This window comes from Streptomyces sp. NPDC057854 (genome assembly GCF_042797055.1).
GTDB lineage: Bacteria > Actinomycetota > Actinomycetes > Streptomycetales > Streptomycetaceae > Streptomyces.
On sequence record NZ_JBHVMF010000001.1, the window covers coordinates 360,478 to 378,844 of the forward strand.

At 71.7% G+C, this 18,367-nt stretch carries 12 protein-coding genes; all 12 read right to left on the reverse strand.

The window, feature by feature from the left end; genetic code table 11:
* On the reverse strand, nt 1–1,306 hold a 1,306-nt coding region (locus tag ACFVQZ_RS01645), incomplete at its 3' end, for a discoidin domain-containing protein (RefSeq protein WP_383618767.1).
* Nucleotides 1,307–1,456: 150 nt separating this feature from the next.
* Nucleotides 1,457–4,831, reverse strand: a complete 3,375-nt coding sequence (locus tag ACFVQZ_RS01650) for a CARDB domain-containing protein (RefSeq protein WP_383618769.1) — start codon at nt 4,829–4,831, stop codon at nt 1,457–1,459.
* Nucleotides 4,832–5,475: 644 nt separating this feature from the next.
* Entirely contained in the window at nt 5,476–6,486 is a 1,011-nt protein-coding gene (locus ACFVQZ_RS01655; RefSeq protein WP_383618770.1) for a LacI family DNA-binding transcriptional regulator, read from the reverse strand.
* 323 nt (nt 6,487–6,809) lie between these two features.
* Nucleotides 6,810–8,066 (reverse strand): D-arabinono-1,4-lactone oxidase, encoded by a 1,257-nt coding sequence (locus tag ACFVQZ_RS01660; RefSeq protein WP_383618772.1) that lies wholly within the window; start codon nt 8,064–8,066, stop codon nt 6,810–6,812.
* Nucleotides 8,067–8,252: 186 nt separating this feature from the next.
* Nucleotides 8,253–9,137 carry a carbohydrate ABC transporter permease gene (locus tag ACFVQZ_RS01665; protein WP_383618774.1) on the reverse strand — a complete coding sequence of 295 codons (885 nt, stop codon included), beginning with the start codon at nt 9,135–9,137 and terminating at the stop codon, nt 8,253–8,255.
* Nucleotides 9,134–10,096 carry a carbohydrate ABC transporter permease gene (locus tag ACFVQZ_RS01670; RefSeq protein WP_030493099.1) on the reverse strand — a complete coding sequence of 321 codons (963 nt, stop codon included), beginning with the start codon at nt 10,094–10,096 and terminating at the stop codon, nt 9,134–9,136. Before ACFVQZ_RS01670 ends, ACFVQZ_RS01665 begins: the two co-directional genes overlap by 4 nt.
* Entirely contained in the window at nt 10,093–11,430 is a 1,338-nt protein-coding gene (locus ACFVQZ_RS01675) for an extracellular solute-binding protein (protein WP_383618776.1), read from the reverse strand. Before ACFVQZ_RS01675 ends, ACFVQZ_RS01670 begins: the two co-directional genes overlap by 4 nt.
* 94 nt (nt 11,431–11,524) lie before the next feature.
* Complete coding sequence (locus ACFVQZ_RS01680) at nt 11,525–13,054, reverse strand: alpha-N-arabinofuranosidase (RefSeq protein WP_030493097.1); 1,530 nt, start codon at nt 13,052–13,054, stop codon at nt 11,525–11,527.
* A 46-nt stretch (nt 13,055–13,100) separates the two neighbouring features.
* Nucleotides 13,101–14,099, reverse strand: coding sequence for an arabinan endo-1,5-alpha-L-arabinosidase (locus ACFVQZ_RS01685; protein ID WP_383618778.1), 999 nt, complete (start codon nt 14,097–14,099; stop codon nt 13,101–13,103).
* Between the two features lie 255 nt (nt 14,100–14,354).
* Entirely contained in the window at nt 14,355–16,907 is a 2,553-nt protein-coding gene (locus tag ACFVQZ_RS01690; protein WP_383618780.1) for an alpha-L-arabinofuranosidase C-terminal domain-containing protein, read from the reverse strand.
* 138 nt (nt 16,908–17,045) lie between these two features.
* Nucleotides 17,046–17,483: a hypothetical protein gene (locus ACFVQZ_RS01695; protein ID WP_383618782.1), complete on the reverse strand. Its 438-nt coding sequence runs from the start codon at nt 17,481–17,483 to the stop codon at nt 17,046–17,048.
* A gap of 131 nt (nt 17,484–17,614) precedes the next feature.
* Nucleotides 17,615–18,265 (reverse strand): substrate-binding domain-containing protein, encoded by a 651-nt coding sequence (locus tag ACFVQZ_RS01700; protein ID WP_383618784.1) that lies wholly within the window; start codon nt 18,263–18,265, stop codon nt 17,615–17,617.
* Nucleotides 18,266–18,367 lie beyond the last annotated feature (102 nt).

Sequence of the window (18,367 nt, forward strand, 5' to 3'; positions counted from 1 at the left end):
CCGAGGAAGCGGTCCACGTCAGCTTCACCTGGCCGGTCGCCGGCTCGGTGAACGCCAGGTTCGCCGGAGCGGTCGGCGCCTGCGTGTCACCGGTGTCGCCCTGACGGGTGACCGTGTTGCTGTCGGCGGACTGGTTGCCGGCCGCGTCCCTGGCCCGCACGCGGTACGTGACCGTCTGGCCGGCCGGGCGGCTGTCGGTGTACGTGGTGACGTTGCCCGCCACGCTCGTCAGCAGCGTGTTGTTCGCGTAGACGTCGTAGCCGGTGACACCGGTGTTGTCCGAGGAAGCGGTCCACGTCAGCTTCACCTGGCCGGTCGCCGGCTCGGTGAACGCCAGGTTCGCCGGAGCGGTCGGCGCCTGCGTGTCACCGGTGGCCGGTCCGTAGACCTCCAGCTCGGAGAGCTGGGCGGCCGGCTGCCCGCTGTTCGCCGTGACCAGGACCCGGATGTACCGCGCCGTTGTCTCGCCGAACGGGATCGCCACGGAGTTCTGGCCGGAGGGGGTGAACTCGTACGCCTTCGACGTGGTGAGGTCGGTGAAGTCCGTGCCGTTCGCGCTGCTCTGGACCTTCAGGGTCTGGCTGCGCGCGCCCCAGCCGTCGGGCAGCCGCAGGACGACCCGGTCGACGCGGACGGAGGAGCCGAGGTCGGCCCGCAGCCACTGGGGCAGCTCGTTGTTCCGGCTCTCCCAGTACGTGGCCTTGTTGCCGTCGTTGGCGTTGCCCGCCGCGTACACCTCGGTGTGGCTGCTCGCGGTCAGGGCCTTGCCCGCGGCGAGGTTGGCGGAGGTGCCGTCGGCCCCGTGAACCTCCAGCTCGGAGAGCTGGGCGGCCGGCCAGCCGGTGTTGGCGGTGATGTCGACGCGGACGAAGCGGGCCTGGGCGGCCGGGAAGCCGACCGTGACGGTGTTGCCGGTGCCCGGGGCGAACGTGTAGGTGGCCGAGCTCTTCAGAGTGGAGAAACCGGTGCCGTCGGCGCTGCCCTGGACGGACAGCGTCTGGTTGCGGTTCTCCCAGCCCGCCGGAAGCTTCAGGACGACCTCGTCGATACGGGTGCTCGTGCCGAGGTCGACCTGGACCCACTGCGGCAGGTTCGATCCGGAGCTCTGCCAGTACGTGCCCTGGTTGCCGTCGGTGACGTTCGCGGCCCCGTACTCGGGGAGGGAGGTGCTGGCCGCGGTGGCGTCGCCCAGCGCGAGGTTGGGGCCTCCGGCGGCCCGGGCGGTCACGAGCGGACCGCCCAGCGCCAGCAGGCTCGTCGCGATCACGGCGCTCAGGCTCCGTGATCTCCAGTCGTGCAGTTTCATCTGTCCTCGATCCCGGCCACGCAGACGGGGGCTGCGCGGCGCGACTCGTCGGGATGGTGACGCCTCCGTCATGGGGCGGTGAAGACGGGGTCCGGCCACCGCCGTGGCCGGACGCCCTGCGTCACGGCGCCTCGGGCGCCGGTGCCGGTGTCACTGGTGGTTGATGACGAACGGGGATCCGGGCTCGACGAGGATGTCGCCCTCGGCCGAGTCGGTGATCGTCACGTTCGACAGGGTGGCGCTGCCTCGGGCGCCGCTCATCGCGAGGATGCCGGAGCCGTTGTTCGACTTGTCGATGCGGACGTCGGTGATCCTGACGTTCGGCACCTCGCCGCCCCCGGTCTTGAACTGGATGCCGTCGTAGGTCGAGTCGACGATGTCCGTGTCCTTGATGGTGACGCCCGGAATGGGCTGGCCCTGGGCGAACAGGGTGATGGCGCCGAACTCCTGGTCCTCGTTCCAGAACGCGCCGCCCGTGCGGTACAGGGCGTTGTTGGAGATGAGGGTCTGGCCGGAGAAGGGCAGCGGGTCGTGGTCGGTGGCCAGCATGATGCCGGGGTAGTTCATGGTGTCGGCGATGATGTTGTTCTCGATGGTGTTGCCGAAGCCGCCGTAGACCGCGATGCCGTTGGCCCGCCAGGGGAGCTGGATCGTGTTGTTGCGGAAGTGGTTGCCGGAGCCGATGTCCACCGAGGTGTCCTTGACGTACTTGCTCGCCCAGACGGCCAGCGCGTCGTCACCGTTGTTGCGGAAGGACGAGTTGAAGACGGTGGAGTTGCGGGTGCCGTTGGCGAAGTTGATGCCGTCGGCGTAGGTGTTGCGGATCCGCATGCCGCTGAACTCGACGCCGTCGCCCGGCCCCCACAGCTCGGGGATGTTCGAGTAGTCGCGGCCGGCCCAGACGCCGACGTTGGCGTGCTCGATCCAGACGTTGCTGATCTTGGTGTTCTTGCCGAAGCGGCCGTTGAGGCCGACGCCGCCCTCCTGGTTGCCGTCGCCGCCCCGGATGGTGCCGGAGCCGAAGATGGCGATGTCGGAGATCTGCGTGTTGTGGTCGATGTCGAAGCCGAAGTTGCCCTCGTGCGGGTGGTTGATGCCGCCGGCCTGGTGCGGCGGGGTGAGGGTGTACAGCTGGGAGTGCCACATGCCGGCGCCCCGGATCGTCACGTCACGGATGCCGACCGTGTTGTAGACCCCCCGGTTCAGCGGGTCGTCGGTGAGGATCTTCTGCTCCTGGCGCCACTGGCCCGCCGGGATCCACACGCAGGGGATCTCGCCCTTCTGGTCGGCGGTCACCGCGCGCTGGATCGCGTCGGTGTCGTCGAGGCCGTCGTTGGGCACCGCGCCGTAGTTCGTGATCGACACGCAGCCGGCCGGCTGGGCCGCCGGAGGCGCGACCTGCTCCAGGTCGATCAGGTCGATGATGTAGAAGGAGGCGGTGTCACCGGCGTCCCGCTGGAGGCGGAACTTCGTGCCGGCCGGGTAGGACTGTGTCAGCAGCGCGTGGGACTCGTCGAACAGGCGGCGGGCGTCGCTTCCCGGGGTGTTGGTGAGCCCCTCCGGGTCGTCGGTGGTGCCGTACAGCCAGCTGTGCTTGGAGGAGAGCGTCAGCTTCCGCACGAACTGGCCGTCGGCGTACAGGCTCAGCGTGGCTTCCCGTCCGCCGCCGCCGGCGGCATCGGGGATCGAGTTGCGCACGACGATGGAGTTGGCGGCGTTGGTGGAGGTGAACTCCACGTACTCACCGATGGAGTTGAGCCGGACCGACTTGCGGCCGGAGGACTCGGTGGCGAAGTTCGTGTGGCCGAAGGTCCGCTTGGCGTCGGCGGTGAGCAGGGTGCCCTGGTAGCGGGCGTCCTCCGCCTCGTACTCCGTGTACGGCACGGCGGCGCCCCGGCCCACGACGAGCGAGCGGCTGAAGACGTTGTTGTTCTCGTTGGTCTCGGCCACGGTCGCGGTGGCGTCGGCCGTGGCGGTGAGGGTGACCCCGCCGCTCGCGGCGGTCCAGGTGCCGGAGATCGGCACGGTGACCGACTGGCCGGCGGCGACCGCCGGGGTGGTGCCGTTCAGGGTGGTGGTGCCGGCGACGAGGCGGGTGACGGTGCCGGCGGCGACCCCGGTGGTGCCCCGGTTCTGGACCGTGGCCGTGAAGGAGACCTGCGCGCCGACCGCCGGGGAGGACGGGTTCGGGGTGATCGCGGTGACCGTCAGGTCAGGGCCGGGGGCCTGGCCGACGACCAGCTTGGGGGCGCCGGTCCGGCTGTTGTTGGTGTCGTCCTGTTCGACGACGGTGCCGGCCGGGTCGACGACCGCCGACACGGTGTAGCTGCCCATGGCCTTCTTGCCGACCGGGATCCTGACGGTCGTGGAGGCGCCGGCCGCGAGCGCGCCGACCTGCGCGCTGCCCGCCACGGTGCCTTCGAGGCTCACGTCGACGGTGGTGGCCGGCGAGGCGGAGGTCCCGGCGTTGCGGACGGTCGCGCTCACCTCGACGGGGTCCGCCTCCGAGGGGGAGGAGGGGGTCCACACGAGGTCGGTGACGGTGAGGTCCGGGTTCGGTGCGGCGGCGCCCACCACCTCGAACTCGGCGACCTGCGCACCGGGAGCGCCGGTGTTGGTGAAGAACTTCAGCTGCACGTCGGCGTACCGTCCGGACACCGGGACGGTGATCGTGTTGCCGCCGGAGGACGCACTGAACGCGTAGTCGGCGCGGGCCTTGAGCGAGGTGAAACCGGAGGCCGACTGCTCGCGCCCGAGCACCTCGACGGCCTGGGTCCGCGGGCCCCACACCTGGTCGGGGTTGAGCTTGATCCGGACCGCCTCGATGTCGGCGTTGGCGCCGAGCTTGGCGGTCAGGGTCGCGGGGAAGCCCGCCGACTCCCAGTAGGTGCCGGTGTTCCCGTCGTTGGCGTTGGCGGCCGTGTACGACTGGGTGAACGAGGATGCCTCGATGGGCTTGTTGCGCGCGAGGTTGGTGCCGACCGGAGGGGGATCGACCGGACCGCCCCCGTCGTCCTCGCCGAAGACCTCCAGCTCGGACAACTGGGCGGCGTTCCAGCCGGTGTTGGCGGACACCTGCACGCGGATGTAGCGAGCCGTGGTCGCGGTGACGGGGATGCTGACGGTGTTGGCGTTCGCCGGGTCGAAGGTACGCGCCCCCGCTCCGGCCAGTGCGGCGAACGAGGATCCGTCCGTGCTGCCGAGCACGCTCAGCGTCTGGACGCGGGAGCCCCAGGAGGCCGGCAGCTTCAGCGCGACCCGGTCGACTTCGGTGCTCGCGCCCAGGTCCACCTGCACCCACTGCGGCAGCGCCCCGTTCGGGCCCTCCCAGTAGGACGCCTGGCTTCCGTCCGTCACGTTGCCGGCGACGTAACCGCCGTTCGTGCCGCCCGCCGTCGCGGGCTTGCCCAGGGCCAGGTTGGGGCCCTCCGCGGCGTGGGCGGGAGCGGGGAGCATCCCCACGCCTATCAGCCCCGCCGTCACCGAGCCGACGATCACTCGCCGCCCGTGGTCTCTCAATCGCATGAAGTCCTCTTGATTCCTCACCCGGGAGGCCGGCCGTGCCCCGCCCTGCCGGCGACGTGAGCAGCGTCGGGGGAAGGAGGCGGGCTGGGGGGCGGACGCGCCGGGTGAACGTCGACAGAGTCCTCGCACGACACCTTCCGTCCTTAGAGATGGAACATCCGCATGTCGGCGAGTTTTTGAGCAGTTAAGTCAATCTTTTGCGATGACCACGTGACAGGTTTCCGCCAGGTCACCACTTTGTCAACGGGGGTGACACGACTGCCTGTTGAGAGACGTGCGCGACGTGCGCGCCCCGGACCGCTCACCTCCGCGGCGTCCGCCGGCCTCACGGCCCGCAACGCCCGACGCGCGGCGGCCGCTCAGCACGGCTCCGCCTTCGCGCACAACCGACAGGGCGGAGTCGCGTCCGGTCGGCGCATCCTTCACGATCCGAAACCATTCGGCCCCGTCTGCCGGGGCCGGCCCTACGGCCGGGTCGGCAGCCGGTGGAGCACGGGACGTACCGCCGAGGAGCAGCCGCGCGAAGGGCTCACCCGCATGCCCCCGGGCACGGAAAAAGGGCCAGACCCGTCAGGTCTGGCCCTCGAAATCATCGGTACGGCCGCTCGCGCCCAGCGCGGAACGGGCCCGCTTCCGGGCGTGGTTCAGGAGGCGGACGGCGGCGCGGTCGAGCCCCGGACCACCAGCTCCGGCTCGAAGAGCAGCTCCCCGGGGGACGCCTGCGTCCCCTGGATCTGCGCGCACAGGAGGTCCACGGCGGCCCGGCCCATCGCCTCGATCGGCTGCCGCACCGTCGACAGCGGCGGCTCGGTGCAGTTCATGAAGGCCGAGTCGTCGAAGCCCAGCACGGACACGTCGGCGGGAACGGTGAGCCCGCGCCGGCGAGCCGCCCGGATGGCCCCCAGGGCCAGCGGGTCGCTCGCGCAGATGACGCCGGTCACCCCGCGGTCCCACAGCCGCCCCGCGGCCGCCTGCCCGCCTTCGAGCGAGAACATCGAGCGCTCCACGACCTCCTCCGGCAGCTCCGCTCCCGCCGCCTCGGCGGCCGCCCGCGCCGCGGTCAGCTTCCTGCGCGAGGGAATGTGGTCCTCGGGACCGAGGACCAGGCCGATGCGCTCGTGCCCCAGGGAGGAGAGGTGACGCCAGGCCTGCTCCACCGCGGCGATGTCGTCGCAGGAGACGCAGGGGAAGTCGAGTTCTTCGATGGGCGCGTTGACGAGGACGACGGGGATCTTGCGCTCCGCAAGCTGCCGGTAGTGCTCGTGCGGCGCGTCGGCCTGCGCGAAGAGGCCTCCGGCGAAGATCACCCCGGACACCTGCTGCTGCAGGAGCAGCTCGACGTAGTCGGCTTCCGAGACGCCGCCCTTGGTCTGCGTGCAGAGCACCGGCGTGAGGCCCTGCTGTGCCAGAGAGCCGCCGATGACCTCGGCGAACGCCGGGAAGATGGGGTTCTGCAGCTCCGGCAGGACCAGACCCACCAGCCTGGCCCGCTCCCCGCGCAGCTGCGTGGGCCGCTCGTAGCCGAGGACGTCCAGGGCACTGAGCACGGACTGGCGGGTGGCTTCGGAGACCCCCGGTTTGCCGTTGAGAACCCGGCTGACCGTGGCCTCGCTGACCCCCACCTTTTTCGCCACCAGAGCAAGTCGTCGCGTCACGAACGCAACTCTAGCGCAAGGAAAGTAAGGAAGTTACATAGTTCTTGCCGAGTTTGCGGCAAAGCGACGCGCCGCAATGCAGGAATGTCTGCATCAGTAAGCTTTTGCCCCCTGACGGTCCTCCCGAGCCTGTCTGGAGCCGTCCACTCTCGGCTTCTCGGTGGTGCACGGGGACGCCGCGGCGTCGAAGCCGGGCGGGCGGCCACCACGTCGTCCCCGCCCGGGCCGCCCGCCCGGTGCCGGAGCACCCACCCACAGGCCGCGGCGGGACGGCGGACCGCCCTCCCGGCGTCCGTCCGCCCCGGCCGTGTTCCGCGGACGGTTCACCGCGGGAAGCAGCGGGCGATGAAGTCGTTGCGGAACGTTCCTGTGGGGTCGACCGCCGCCGTCAGGCGCTCGAAACGGTCGTACCGGGGATAGAGACCGCGCAGGGCCTCGGGCTCCGTGACGAAGAGCTTGCCCCAGTGCGGCCGGGCCGCGAAGGGGGCGAGGGCGTCCTCGATCACGTGCAGGGCCTTCGTCACGGCGGCCGTGTCGGGCAGCCAGGTGAAGTGGAAGGCCACGGAGTCCCGCCGATGGGCCGGACTGAGCCAGAGGCCGTCCGCGGCCACGCTCCGGATCTCCCCCACGTGCAGATGGGGGGCGAAGGCGTCTCGTACGGCGTGCAGGGCGTCGAAGGCCGCGACGGCGTCCTCACGGGCGACGAAGTACTCCGACTGCAGTTCGTCGCCGCTGCTCGGGGTGTGCTCCAGCCTGAAGTGCGGCAGCCGGAACGGGGACGGGCCCGGCAGGCCCAGCTGCGGGGTGCAGGCGTCGGCCGGCATGCCGGGGACGGGGTGTCGGGGACCGTCGGCCCGGACGGCACCGAGCCAGCGCGACGGCTCGGTCGCGGCTTCCGGGGCGTCCGCGCGCCGCTTCAACCACACCTGGTCGATCAGGTCCCCTCTCCAGCGGGTGAAGAGGCTGACGCTGTACGCGGCGGACATCACCTCGTCGAAGGCGCCGCGGAGGGCGGTGACGGGCAGGTCCTCGTAGACCCACTGCCGGACGTCGAAGGCCGGCACCAGGTCCAGGGTCAGCGTGGTGACCACGCCGAGCGCGCCGAGGGCGACCACGGAGCCCTCGAAGTGCTCGTCGCCCCGCCGCGTCGTGACGAGGTCGCCGGAGGCCGAGACGTAGGTGACGGCCCGTACGGCCGAGGCGAGGGTGCCGTTGCCGTCCCCCGACCCGTGCGTCCCGGTCGCGCAGGCTCCGGCGATCGAGATGTGGGGCAGCGAACCGAGGTTGTGGAGGGCGAGTCCGGCCTCGTGGAGGAGGCCGGTGATCTCCCCGAATCGGGTTCCGCCGCTCACGGTGACGGTGCGGGCCCGCCCGTCGATGTCGAGCACGCGGGGCAGGCCGGCGGTGGTCACCAGGTCCCCGGTGGTGTCGGCGATCGCGTTGAAGGAGTGGCCGGTTCCCAGGGCTCGTACGGCACGGGAGCCGGCCACCAGCTCCTGCAGTTCCTCGACCGAGGCGGGGGCCCGGAGGCGTTCCGCGCCGAAGGTGATGTTCCCCGCCCAGTTGGTGGTGTCGGTCATGTCCTTCCTCCCGGGGGGACCCGTGTCCCCCCGTCTCGTGGTTCCGCCACGCTTCACAGCGTCACGGCAAGATCTGGCGCGACCCCGCCCACGCCGTGGTCCACACGGACACGAAGGCCGCGGGGGGGCGGGTCGGCGCATGGCCGTGGTGTCCCGCCGGGCTGCCGGCGGGGCACCACGGCGGGTTCACTGGCCGGCCAGGCCCGTGTGGGCGATGCCCCGCACGATCTGCCGCTGGAACAGGGCGAAGACGAGCAGCAGGGGCAGGCCCGCGATCACCAGGGAGGCCATGATCTGGGCGTACCGGACGCCGAAGCCGGACTGGACGTTGACCAGCCCCACCGGGAGCGTCATGGCCTGGGGGTCCGTGGTCACGAGGAACGGCCACAGGAAGTTGTTCCACGTGGAGATGAAGGTGAAGATCGCGACCGCCGCGAGGACCGGCCGGGACAGCGGCATGACGATCGTCCAGAAGACCCGCCAGCGTCCGGCGCCGTCGACGAAGGCGGCCTCTTCCAGTTCTCTGGGCACCCCTTCGAAGAACTTCACGAGGATGAACACCATGGCGGGCACGGCGACCTGGGGCAGGATCACTCCCCAGTAGGTGTCCACGAGCCCCATGCGGACCATCTGGGTGAACAGCGGTGCGATGAGGACCTGGGGCGGCACCATGATCCCGGCGAGGACGAGGCCGTACAGGAGCTTGCGTCCCCGGAACGCGGTCCGGGTGAAGCCGTAGGCGGCCATGGCGCACAGGACGACGGTGAGCAGGGTGGTGAGGCCGGAGACGACGAGGGAGTTCACCGTCCACCGCAGCAGGGTGCCCGACTCCCACACCTTGGCGTACGCCTCGAAGGTGATCCGCGAGCCGATCCACTCCAGCGGTGTCCGGGTCGTCTCCCCCTCCGGCTTGAGCGAGGTGGCGACGGCCCAGAGCAGGGGCAGCAGCCAGGCGGCGGCCAGGACGAGCGCCACGGCGAGCAGCGAGAGCCTGCCCGCGGTCCAGCGGGGCCGGCGGCTCCCGGCGCGGGTCGATCGGGCGGTGTGGTCACGGGCGGCGGCGAGGCTCACTTGCCGGCCTCCTCTTTGCGCCGGGCCAGCACGGGCTGGACCAGGGAGACGATCAGGATGAGGGCGAAGAAGATGTAGGAGACGGCGGACGCGTAGCCGATCCGGTAGCCGGTGAAGCCCTGCTGGTAGACGTACTGAAGGATCGGCCGGGTGGAGTCGTCGGGTCCTCCGCCGGTCATGAGGTAGACCTGGTCGAAGATCTTGAGCGAGGCGAGCACCTGGAGGACGAGCACGAGGCCGGTGGTGCGCCGCAGGAGCGGCAGGGTGATGTGGAGGAGCTGTCGCCACGCTCCGGCGCCGTCGAGCTCGGCCGCCTCGTACAGGTGCTGCGGCACGGCCTGGAGCGCCGCGAGGTACAGCAGGAAGTTGAACCCGACCGTCCACCACACCGTGGTCAGGACGATGGAGAGCATCGCGTAGCGTTCGTCGCTCAGCCAGCCGATGCCGGGTTCGAGTCCGGCGGAGGCGAGGAGCTGGTCGGCGAGCCCGAACCCCGGCGGGAAGATCATCTGTGCGAACAGCATGCAGACGACGCCGGAGGGCAGCAGGAAGGGCGCGAACCAGCTGATCCGCCAGAGCCACTGCACGACCCGCAGCTGGTGGGCGAGCAGGGCGAGCACGAGTCCGACCAGCACGAGCGGGAGGGTGGAGAGCACGGTGAACCAGACGGTGTTCCCCAGCGAGGACCACATCTGCGGGTCGGCCACCGCCTCCGCGTAGTTGTCCAGGCCGATGAACTCCGCCTCGGTGCCGGTGATGTTCTCGCTGGTCAGGCTCATCCCGAGGCCGCTGATGAGCGGCCAGACGAGGAAGAGGCCGTAGACGACCAGGAAGGGGGCCACGAAGACCAGGCCGTGCTCGGTCCATTTCCCGCGGACGGTCCGGGGGCGCGCCGTGACGGCGTCGCGGCCCGCTCCGGAGGCCGAGGGGGCCGGGGCGGCGGGGGTGAGCGTGGTCATGACGCGACTCCGGGAAGGGGGTTGCGGGTGTCGAGGAGGCGTCCGAGCCGGAGCTTCGCCTCGGAGAGCGCCTCGCGGGGGGTGCGGGAGCCGGTGAGCAGCGTCGAGAACACCTCGCCGAGTTCGATCCACATCCGGGAGGCGGAGCCGGCGAACCAGGCCGGTTCGTCGAGCACGACGTCGTCGATCACGTCGCGGTAGGCGGACTGGGGGTCGAGCGCGAGGTAGGCGGGATCCGAGAGGACGGGCCGGTACGCCGGTACGTGGCCACCCGCCGCCCACTCGACGGAGTTCTTCAGCATCCAGGCGACGAAGGCGCAGGCGGCCCGGTCCGTCGCGGTGTCGCGGCGGCGCTGGTGCGGCAGGACGAAGGCGTGCGAGTCGGCCTGCGCCGTGGCCCGTCCGAACAGCGCGGGGACCCGCGCCATCGAGAAGGGGATTCCTCCCGTGCGGAAGGTGGTGACCTCCCAGTCGCCGTTGAGGTGGAACGCCGTCCGCCCCTGGTTGAAGATGCCCACGGAGGCGCCGTAGTCGGCGCGGCGCGTCCACAGCCCTTCGTCCACGAGGGTGGCCATGTACTCGAGCACCCGCAGGGCCTTGGCGTCGTCGAGGGCCAGCCCCTTGCCGTCGGGGGTGAGGACGGTGCCGCCGGTCTGGGAGTAGAAGGTGGAGAAGAGGCGCCAGGGGGTGATGCAGTCGGGGCCGAGGGTCTCGGTGACGAGGGCGGCCGCGCCGGTCACCTTCTTGGCGGCGCGCAGGGCCTCGGTGAACTCCGCGGCTCCTTCGATGGGCTTGAGGCGCTTCCCGTCCATCAGGCCGGCCTTGCGGCAGATGTCGGTCTGGTAGTAGAGCACGAGGGGGTGGGTGTCGAGGGGGACGGCGTACTGGCGGCCGTCGATCCGTCCGCGCCGCCACAGGTCCTCGGGGAAGTCCTCCGGGCGGACGCCGGCCTCGGCGAGCAGGTCGAGGTCGAAGGGGTCGACGAGCCGTCCGGGGCCGAAGCCGGCCAGCCGTGCCATGTGGAGCGCGGCGACCTCCGGCGCGCGGCCTCCGGCGCCCGCCATGCCGAGTTTGGTGTAGTAGGGGGCGCCCCACTGGAGGGTGGTGGCCTCCAGTGCGACGTCCGGGTGGGCGGCGCGGAAGGCGTCCAGCATCTTCTGCATGTTGACGCCGTCGCCGCCGCCGAAGAGATGCCAGAACCGGAGCCTCGTGCGGCCGGACGCGGCGGCCGAGGGCGCGGCGCAGCTCGCGGTCGACGCGAGGACGCCGGCGGTGGCGAGGGCGCTCAGGGAGCCGGCGAGGACACGGCGCCGGCTGGGATGGGGTGAGGGCATTGCGGCTCGTCTTCCCGGGGTGCGGCGGAGGGCGGCTGTCGGCCGCCCTCCGGTGGGGAACCGCCCGTGGGCGGCTTTGCTGCGGGGCGGCCCGTCAGGCCAGGCGGATCATGGTCCAGGACAGGGGTTCGAGCGTGACGCTCAGCGCGGAGCCGGCCAGGACGGCTCCCTCGCCCGGGTGGGGCGTGACGCGGTCCGGTTCGTCGAGGGTGTTGCGGGCTTCCGGGTCCGCGTCGGCGAGGACGGTGTGCTCGACGATCTCGCCGAGGTCCATGCCGTTCAGCGCGACGCGCAGCGGGAGGGGGCGGTCCTGCGAGCGGTTGACGGCGAAGACGGTGACCGCTCCGGTCCGCGGGTCCCGTACCGCGGTGGCCTGGAGCAGCGGCACGTCGCCGTGGACGGCGGTGGGGTACGTGGGCGAGTCGACGCGCACGTCGAGGACCTCGCCGCGGCCGTGGCGCGCGGCGTGGGCGAACGGGTAGAAGGTGGTCTGCCGCCAGGCCGGGCCGCCGGGCTCGGTCATGATCGGGGCGATGACGTTGACGAGCTGGGCGAGGCAGGCGACGGTGACCCGGTCGGCGTGCCGCAGCAGGGCGATGAGCAGCGAGCCGAAGACGACGGCGTCGGTGACAGAGTAGCTGTCCTCCAGGAGGCGGGGGGCCTCCGGCCAGTCGAGCGGGTTCTCGGCGGCCTCCGCCTCGAAGCGGCTCTGGTACCAGACGTTCCACTCGTCGAAGGAGAGATTGATCTTCTTCTTGGACTTCAGCCGGGCGCCGATGTGGTCGCAGGTGGCGACCACGTTCTCGATGAACGACTCCATGTCCACGGCGGAGGCGAGGAAGGAGTCGCGGTCGCCGTCCTTCTCCTCGTAGTAGGCGTGCAGGGAGATGTGGTCGACGAGGTCGTACGTCTCCTCCAGGACCTTCGCCTCCCAGGCCGCGAAGGTGGGCATGGCCTGGCTCGACGAGCCGCAGGCGACGAGTTCGAGGTCGGGGTCCATCTGGCGCATCGCACGCGCGGTCTCGGCCGCCAGCCGGCCGTACTCCTCCGCCGTCTTGTGGCCGGTCTGCCAGGGCCCGTCCATCTCGTTGCCGAGGCACCACAGGCGGATGCCGAACGGTTCCTTGTCGCCGTGGGCGACCCGCAGGTCGGAGAGGGCGGTGCCGCCGGGGTGGTTGGCGTACTCCTGCAGTTCGAGGGCCTCGGCCACGCCCCGGGTGCCGAGGTTCACGGCCATCATGGGCTCGGCCTCGGGGCCGACCTTCTTCAGGAACGCCATGAACTCGCTGAGCCCGAAGCGGTTGGTCTCGGTGGAGCGCCAGGCGAGGTCGAGGCGGCGGGGCCGGTCCTCGGCGGGGCCGACGGAGTCCTCCCACCGGTATCCGGAGACGAAGTTGCCTCCCGGGTAGCGGATGGCCGTGACACCGAGCTCGCGGACGAGGCCGAGGACGTCGGTGCGCAGGCCGGCCTCGTCCGCCGAGGGGTGGTCGGGCTCGAAGACGCCGGTGTAGACGCAGCGGCCGAGGTGCTCGACGAACGAGCCGAAGAGACGGGGGTTCACCTCGCCGACGGTGAACGACGGATCGAGGGTGAACCGGGCGACGTGGTCAGGGGCGGGGGTCATGACTTCCTTTCGTGGGGCAGGGGCGCGAGGGGGCGGGCGGTCGCCGTCAGCGGGCGAGCACCGGCCAGCCGTCGGCGCTCCAGGAGAGCGGGGTGAGGCCGAGCTTGGGAGTGCCCTGGTCCTCGGCGTCGTAGTAGTGGTGGACGAGGACGTCCCCGCCGCGGTCGCGGAGCACCGACTGTCCGCCGGGTCCGAGGTACTTGCCGTGGGCGGCCAGCAGCAGGTCGCCGCCGCCCTGTGTCATCGGCCGGCCGTCGCGTCCGGTGTAGGGGCCGGTCGGCCAGGTGGAACGGCCGACGCGGATGTTGTAGGTCGACTCGACGCCCGCGCAGCAGCGGTCGTAGGAGACAAAGAGGTAGTAGTGGCCGCCCCGGCGCACGACGTACGGCGCCTCGACGGCGTAGGGGGCGTCGGGCCGGGTGGCCAGGTGGTGGACGGGGGCCCCGGGGAGGGGGCGCCCGGTGCGGTCGTCCAGCTCCACCATGCGGATGCCGGTCCAGTAGGAGCCGAAGGACATCCAGAGCCGGCCCCCGCCCTCGACGATGCCCGGGTCGATGGCGTTGTAGGGGTCCGCCGTACCGCTCGCGAAGATCGCTCCGTGGTCGGTCCAGGTGCCGGGCCGGCCGGTGGGCGAGGTGGCGAGCCCGATGGCGGAGTGGTTCGAGCCGAAGGAGGAGACTGCGTAGTAGAGCCAGTAGCGGCCCTTGCGGTGCACGATCTCCGGGGCCCAGGGGTCGCTCTCCGCGGAGTAGGAACGCCACCAGGCGGGGAGCGTGGTGAAGGCGGACCCCGCCCGCTCCCAGTGGCGTCCGTCCCGCGAGGTGCGCGCTTCGAGACCGCCGTGCGTGGAGTAGACGACGTAGGTTCCGTCCTTGAGCCGGATCGCCGCCGGATCGTGGACGACGACGTCCCCGGTGACGGGCAGCGGATCGGGGTAGGCGGCCGCCGGAGCGGCCGACGCCGTGGGGACCAGGCAGGCGAGGGCCGCGGCACCGGCGGCCAGGAGTGCCGCGGTCCGGTGGCGGACGGTGCGCCCGACGTTCATGGAAGATCTCCTTCGACAACCCGACGGCAAGGGCGAGTTCGGTGTGACGGACGGCTGTCGCGCGTGCGAACGGCGACAGTGGGCGGCCCGCGGTGTGGCGTCCACGGGGCCCGCGGAGCGTGCGGAGAGCACCGAGGCCCTCGAACGGGGCGTCGGTCCCCTCGCCGCGGGCCGCGTGGGCGGGCGGCCGGAGAGGACGGTCGTCCTCTCCGGCGGGGACGTCGGCGCGGCGGTGCGCCGCGCCGCCGGCAGCTGCTACCTGCTCCTGACGCGCAGGAAGGTGACCGAGTGGGCGGGGAAGGTGTGGGTGAAGGTCCGCCCGATGCCCTCCAGGGTCGACTCGCGCGGCCGGATCGGCTGGGCGTCGGCGCTGTTCACCGCGTCCGGCGCGCCTTCCAGGGTGGTCAGCCGGGCCGTCGAGGCGACGCTGGAGGTGCCGAGGTCGATGGTCGTACGGGCCGCGGCCGCCTGGGCGTTGACGACCTTGACGATCAGATCGCCCTTGTCCCTGGTCACCACCTGGCGGAAGGGCTCGGCGGCCTTGTCGTCGGTGAAGGAACCCCACTTCTGCCCGTCGAGGTAGAGGGTGACCTGCCGGCCCCGCACCTGGACGCGGATGTCGTAGGTGCGGCCCGTCTCGATGGTGGTGGGGTTCTCCAGCAGCGTCTGCTTGCCCCCGTCGACGGCCTTCTCGACGGCGGACCGGGTGTTGCCCCAGCCGCCGAGGTTCCACCAGTAGTGGTTTCCGGTGCCGCGTACGCCGAAGGCGATCAGGAACCCTTCCTTGCCGGACTTCTTCGTGGCCTTGACCTTCAGGTCGTAGTCCTGCCAGCCCGGGTCGCCCGCCGTGACCAGGGTGTCCTCGGCGGCTTCGTCGGTCTGGACGTACGCCCCGTCCTGGACGGCCCAGGTGCCGCGGCCGGCCGCCGGCGTCCACCGGGAGGCACCGGCGGAGAAGTCGTCCTTCAGCAGGGTGGCGCCGTTCGCGGCGGTGACCTCGACGTCGTCGTAGGCGGCGCTGGTGGCCCAGGTCGACAGGCCGACCGCGCCGGTGATCGGGCCGGAGACGGACGGGGTGGCGGAGGCGCGGCTCGGCACGACCCGGTCGCCGGTGTTGTTCATGAACAGCTTCTGGACCTCGTAACTGGTGGACCCCCAGGAGCGGTTGTTGTCGAACCAGATCATGTCGGGCCGCCACTGGTTCTTGTCCACGTCGGCCAGCAGCGGAGCGTAGGAGGCGAGCTTGACGACGTCGGCATTGCGCTCCAGGCCGGTCATGAACGCCGCCTCGGACAGGGCGTTGGCGAAGCGGTTGTCGCGGGAGGCGTACTCGCCGAGGAAGACCTTGGGGCCGTTGCGGTCGTAGGAGTCGTAGCGGTGGTTGTTCTCCAGGAACCACTGCGGGGAGTTGTAGTAGTGCTCGTCGACCATGTCGACGCCGGCCTGGCGGTTGAGCTCCCACAGGCGGTCGAAGGTCGCGCCGGAGGAGGCGGGGCCCGAGTTGGAGACGATCGTGATCTCGGGGTGCTCGGCCTGGATGGCCTTGCGGAACTCGGTGAAGCGGGCGAAGAAGGCGTCGGGCAGGTTCTCCTCGTTGCCGACGCCGAGGTGGGTCAGGCCGAAGGGCTTGGGGTGGCCCATCTCGGCGCGCTTGCGTCCCCAGGTGGAGGTGACGGGGCCGTTGGCGAACTCGATGAGGTCCAGGGTGTCCTGGATGTGCCGCTCGAGGAGGGCCGGGTCGTCGGTGGCCTGGTTCTCCCCGCAGCCGGTGACGAGGGCGGGCACGACGGGCAGCGGCATCGCCCCGATGTCCTCGGCGAACTGGAAGTACTCGTAGTAGCCGAGGCCGTAACTCTGGTGGTATCCCCAGAAGTTGGCGTTGACGGCCCGTTGCTCGACCGGACCGATGGTGTCCTTCCACTGGTAGGAGCGGCGGCGTTCCCAGTTCGGGGCCTCGTAGGCGTGGTGGCTGCCGGTGTTGACCAGGCATCCGCCGGGGAAGCGGAGGAATCCGGGGTTCAGCGCGGCGATCTTCTCGGCGAGGTCCTTGCGCAGCCCGTTCGCGCGGCCCTTGTAGGTGTCGCGGGGGAAGAGCGAGACCATGTCGAGGCGGAGGGTCCCGGAGCCGGAGGCCGTCACCGCGAGCCGTCCGGCGGTGGTGGTCACCCTGGGGACGAGCGTGCCGGTGTACTTGGTCCATCGGTCGCCCCGCACGGTGATGCCGAGCGGCGCGGTCACGACGGTGCCGTCGGCGGTGCGCAGTTCGGCCGTGAGGCGGGTGCCGGCCGCGTCGTCCGTGCGCGCCCAGACGGAGAAGTCGTACCGCCTGCCCTCCTTGAGGGCCATGCCCGCGCCGTAGCCGCTGTTGACGATTCCGAAGCGGCCGGTGGTACCGCCCGTACCGGTGAGGTCGACCCGCAGGTGGTTGCGGTTGCGCTCGTTCAGCCGCTCGGCGTCGTCGACGACGGTGAGGGAGCCGGTGGCGCCGCCGGACGCGGTCTGCTGCCAGGCGGTCAGCGGGGTGTAGGAGCGGTTGTCGACCGGGCCGAACTCGAAGGAGCGGTTCTGGACGAGCTCGGCGTAGAGACCGCCGTCGGCCGCGTTGTTGATGTCCTCGAAGAAGACGCCGTACAGGGTGGGGTCGATCGCCGGTCCCGTGCCGGCGGCGTCGACAGAGAGGGTGTAGTCGATGACGGCGGGGTCCGCCGCCGCCGGGGCCTGGGTGAGGAGGCCGGCCGCCAGCGAGGTGGCGAGCAGACCGCCGGTGACGACACCGGTCCTTCTGGTGGTGCGGTTGCGTGGGCGCAAGGCGGCTCTCCTTGAGGTGAACGGTGCTGGGGCGTCGTGCTCTCGGTCAGCGGTACGGGGCGGGGCCTGGCGGTCGTCGGCGCTCGGGCTCCCGCGGCCCGCGGGACAGCGGGCGGCTCCGCGGCCGCACCCCCGCGGTCAGGCGGAAGCCGGTCTGCCGTAGCGGGCATCCGGGCCGTGCGTGCGTGTGCGGTGGCGGTCCAGGAGGTGTCGCGGGGGTTCGACCGCCCTCAGGGCCGCGGTGCGCAGGACCGCCTCGGCCACCGCCTCGCGGACGACGGCGCGCTCCGGGGACGCGGTGGCGTCGGCGACCGCCACGGGCACGGCGACGCGCAGCACGTGGCACCGGACCCCGGGGTGCCGCAGGGCCCTGCGCGGGGGCAGGGCGATCCCGGTGGAGGGAGCGCTGCCCCCGAGGACGGCGTGCCGGTACGCGTGGACCGACGCCCCGAGCTCGGCGCCGTCCGGCACCCTGACCACGACGGCCCGCCCGGAGAGGCCGCCGAAGCCGGCGCCGACGGTGCGCGCCTCGGGGTGGTACCGGGTCTCGGTGCCGGACGGAACGTGTGGGCTCACGATGCGGTCTCTTTCGTCTCGCGCAGGGCCGGAATGCCTCCTGATTGTTAACGCTCACAATCGAGCTGGACAAGAGCTGTGCGCACTTCTGTCGAACATTCCGCGAGAAACTAGAGCTGCAAAGTGAGCGCTCACTTGCACACGCGCGGGCGGTCCGCAGCCTCCGGGGCTCTGTACCGCCGACCACACGGGAGACGGAGGAACCGGCGGGCACATACAAGGCGGCCGTTCCACGGAGGCGCTTCACGCGGACGGCCCGGCCGACGTCGGATCCCGGCACTGGCGGCCTCACGCGTTCGACCCGGCACACATCGGGCCGGCACGCAGACAGACGCCGGGGCGGACGCGACCGCCGCGGGCAACAGGCTGCCCCCGACGGCCGGAGGGCGTCGCCCGACGACCGGAGGGCGTCGCCCGACGGCCGCCGCGTCCGCCGACGCCTGGGCGCGGACGCTCGGACGATGAACTGGACGCCAACCAGCGGGGCTTCGGGCGCACCGCGGCGCGACCTTCGCTGCGGTCCGCCTGGAGACGGATGCTCCAGCACCCTGTCGTGGCGCGGTCCTGCCGGACCGTCGCCAGCGGGTGCGGGAAGTACTCGGCTCCCCCGGGATGCCGTCGAAGCCGGCGACGGCCACCCGCCCGGGGGTCCGGGTTCCGGCCTCGCGCAGAGCCCGCCGGACGCCGGACGCCTTCTGGTCGTCGGCGAGGAAGACCGCCGTGAACGGCGCCGCTCCACGGCGGCCGGGGCGCGCCCCGCAAGCCCCTGCCCCGCCCGGCATCCGAACGGCGGGCTGCAGTCGCCTGCCGCAGCACGGGCCCGGATACCACTCCCCTCCAGGAGGGCACGCCGGCCCGCGCGCACGCCTCGCCCTCCAGCCGTC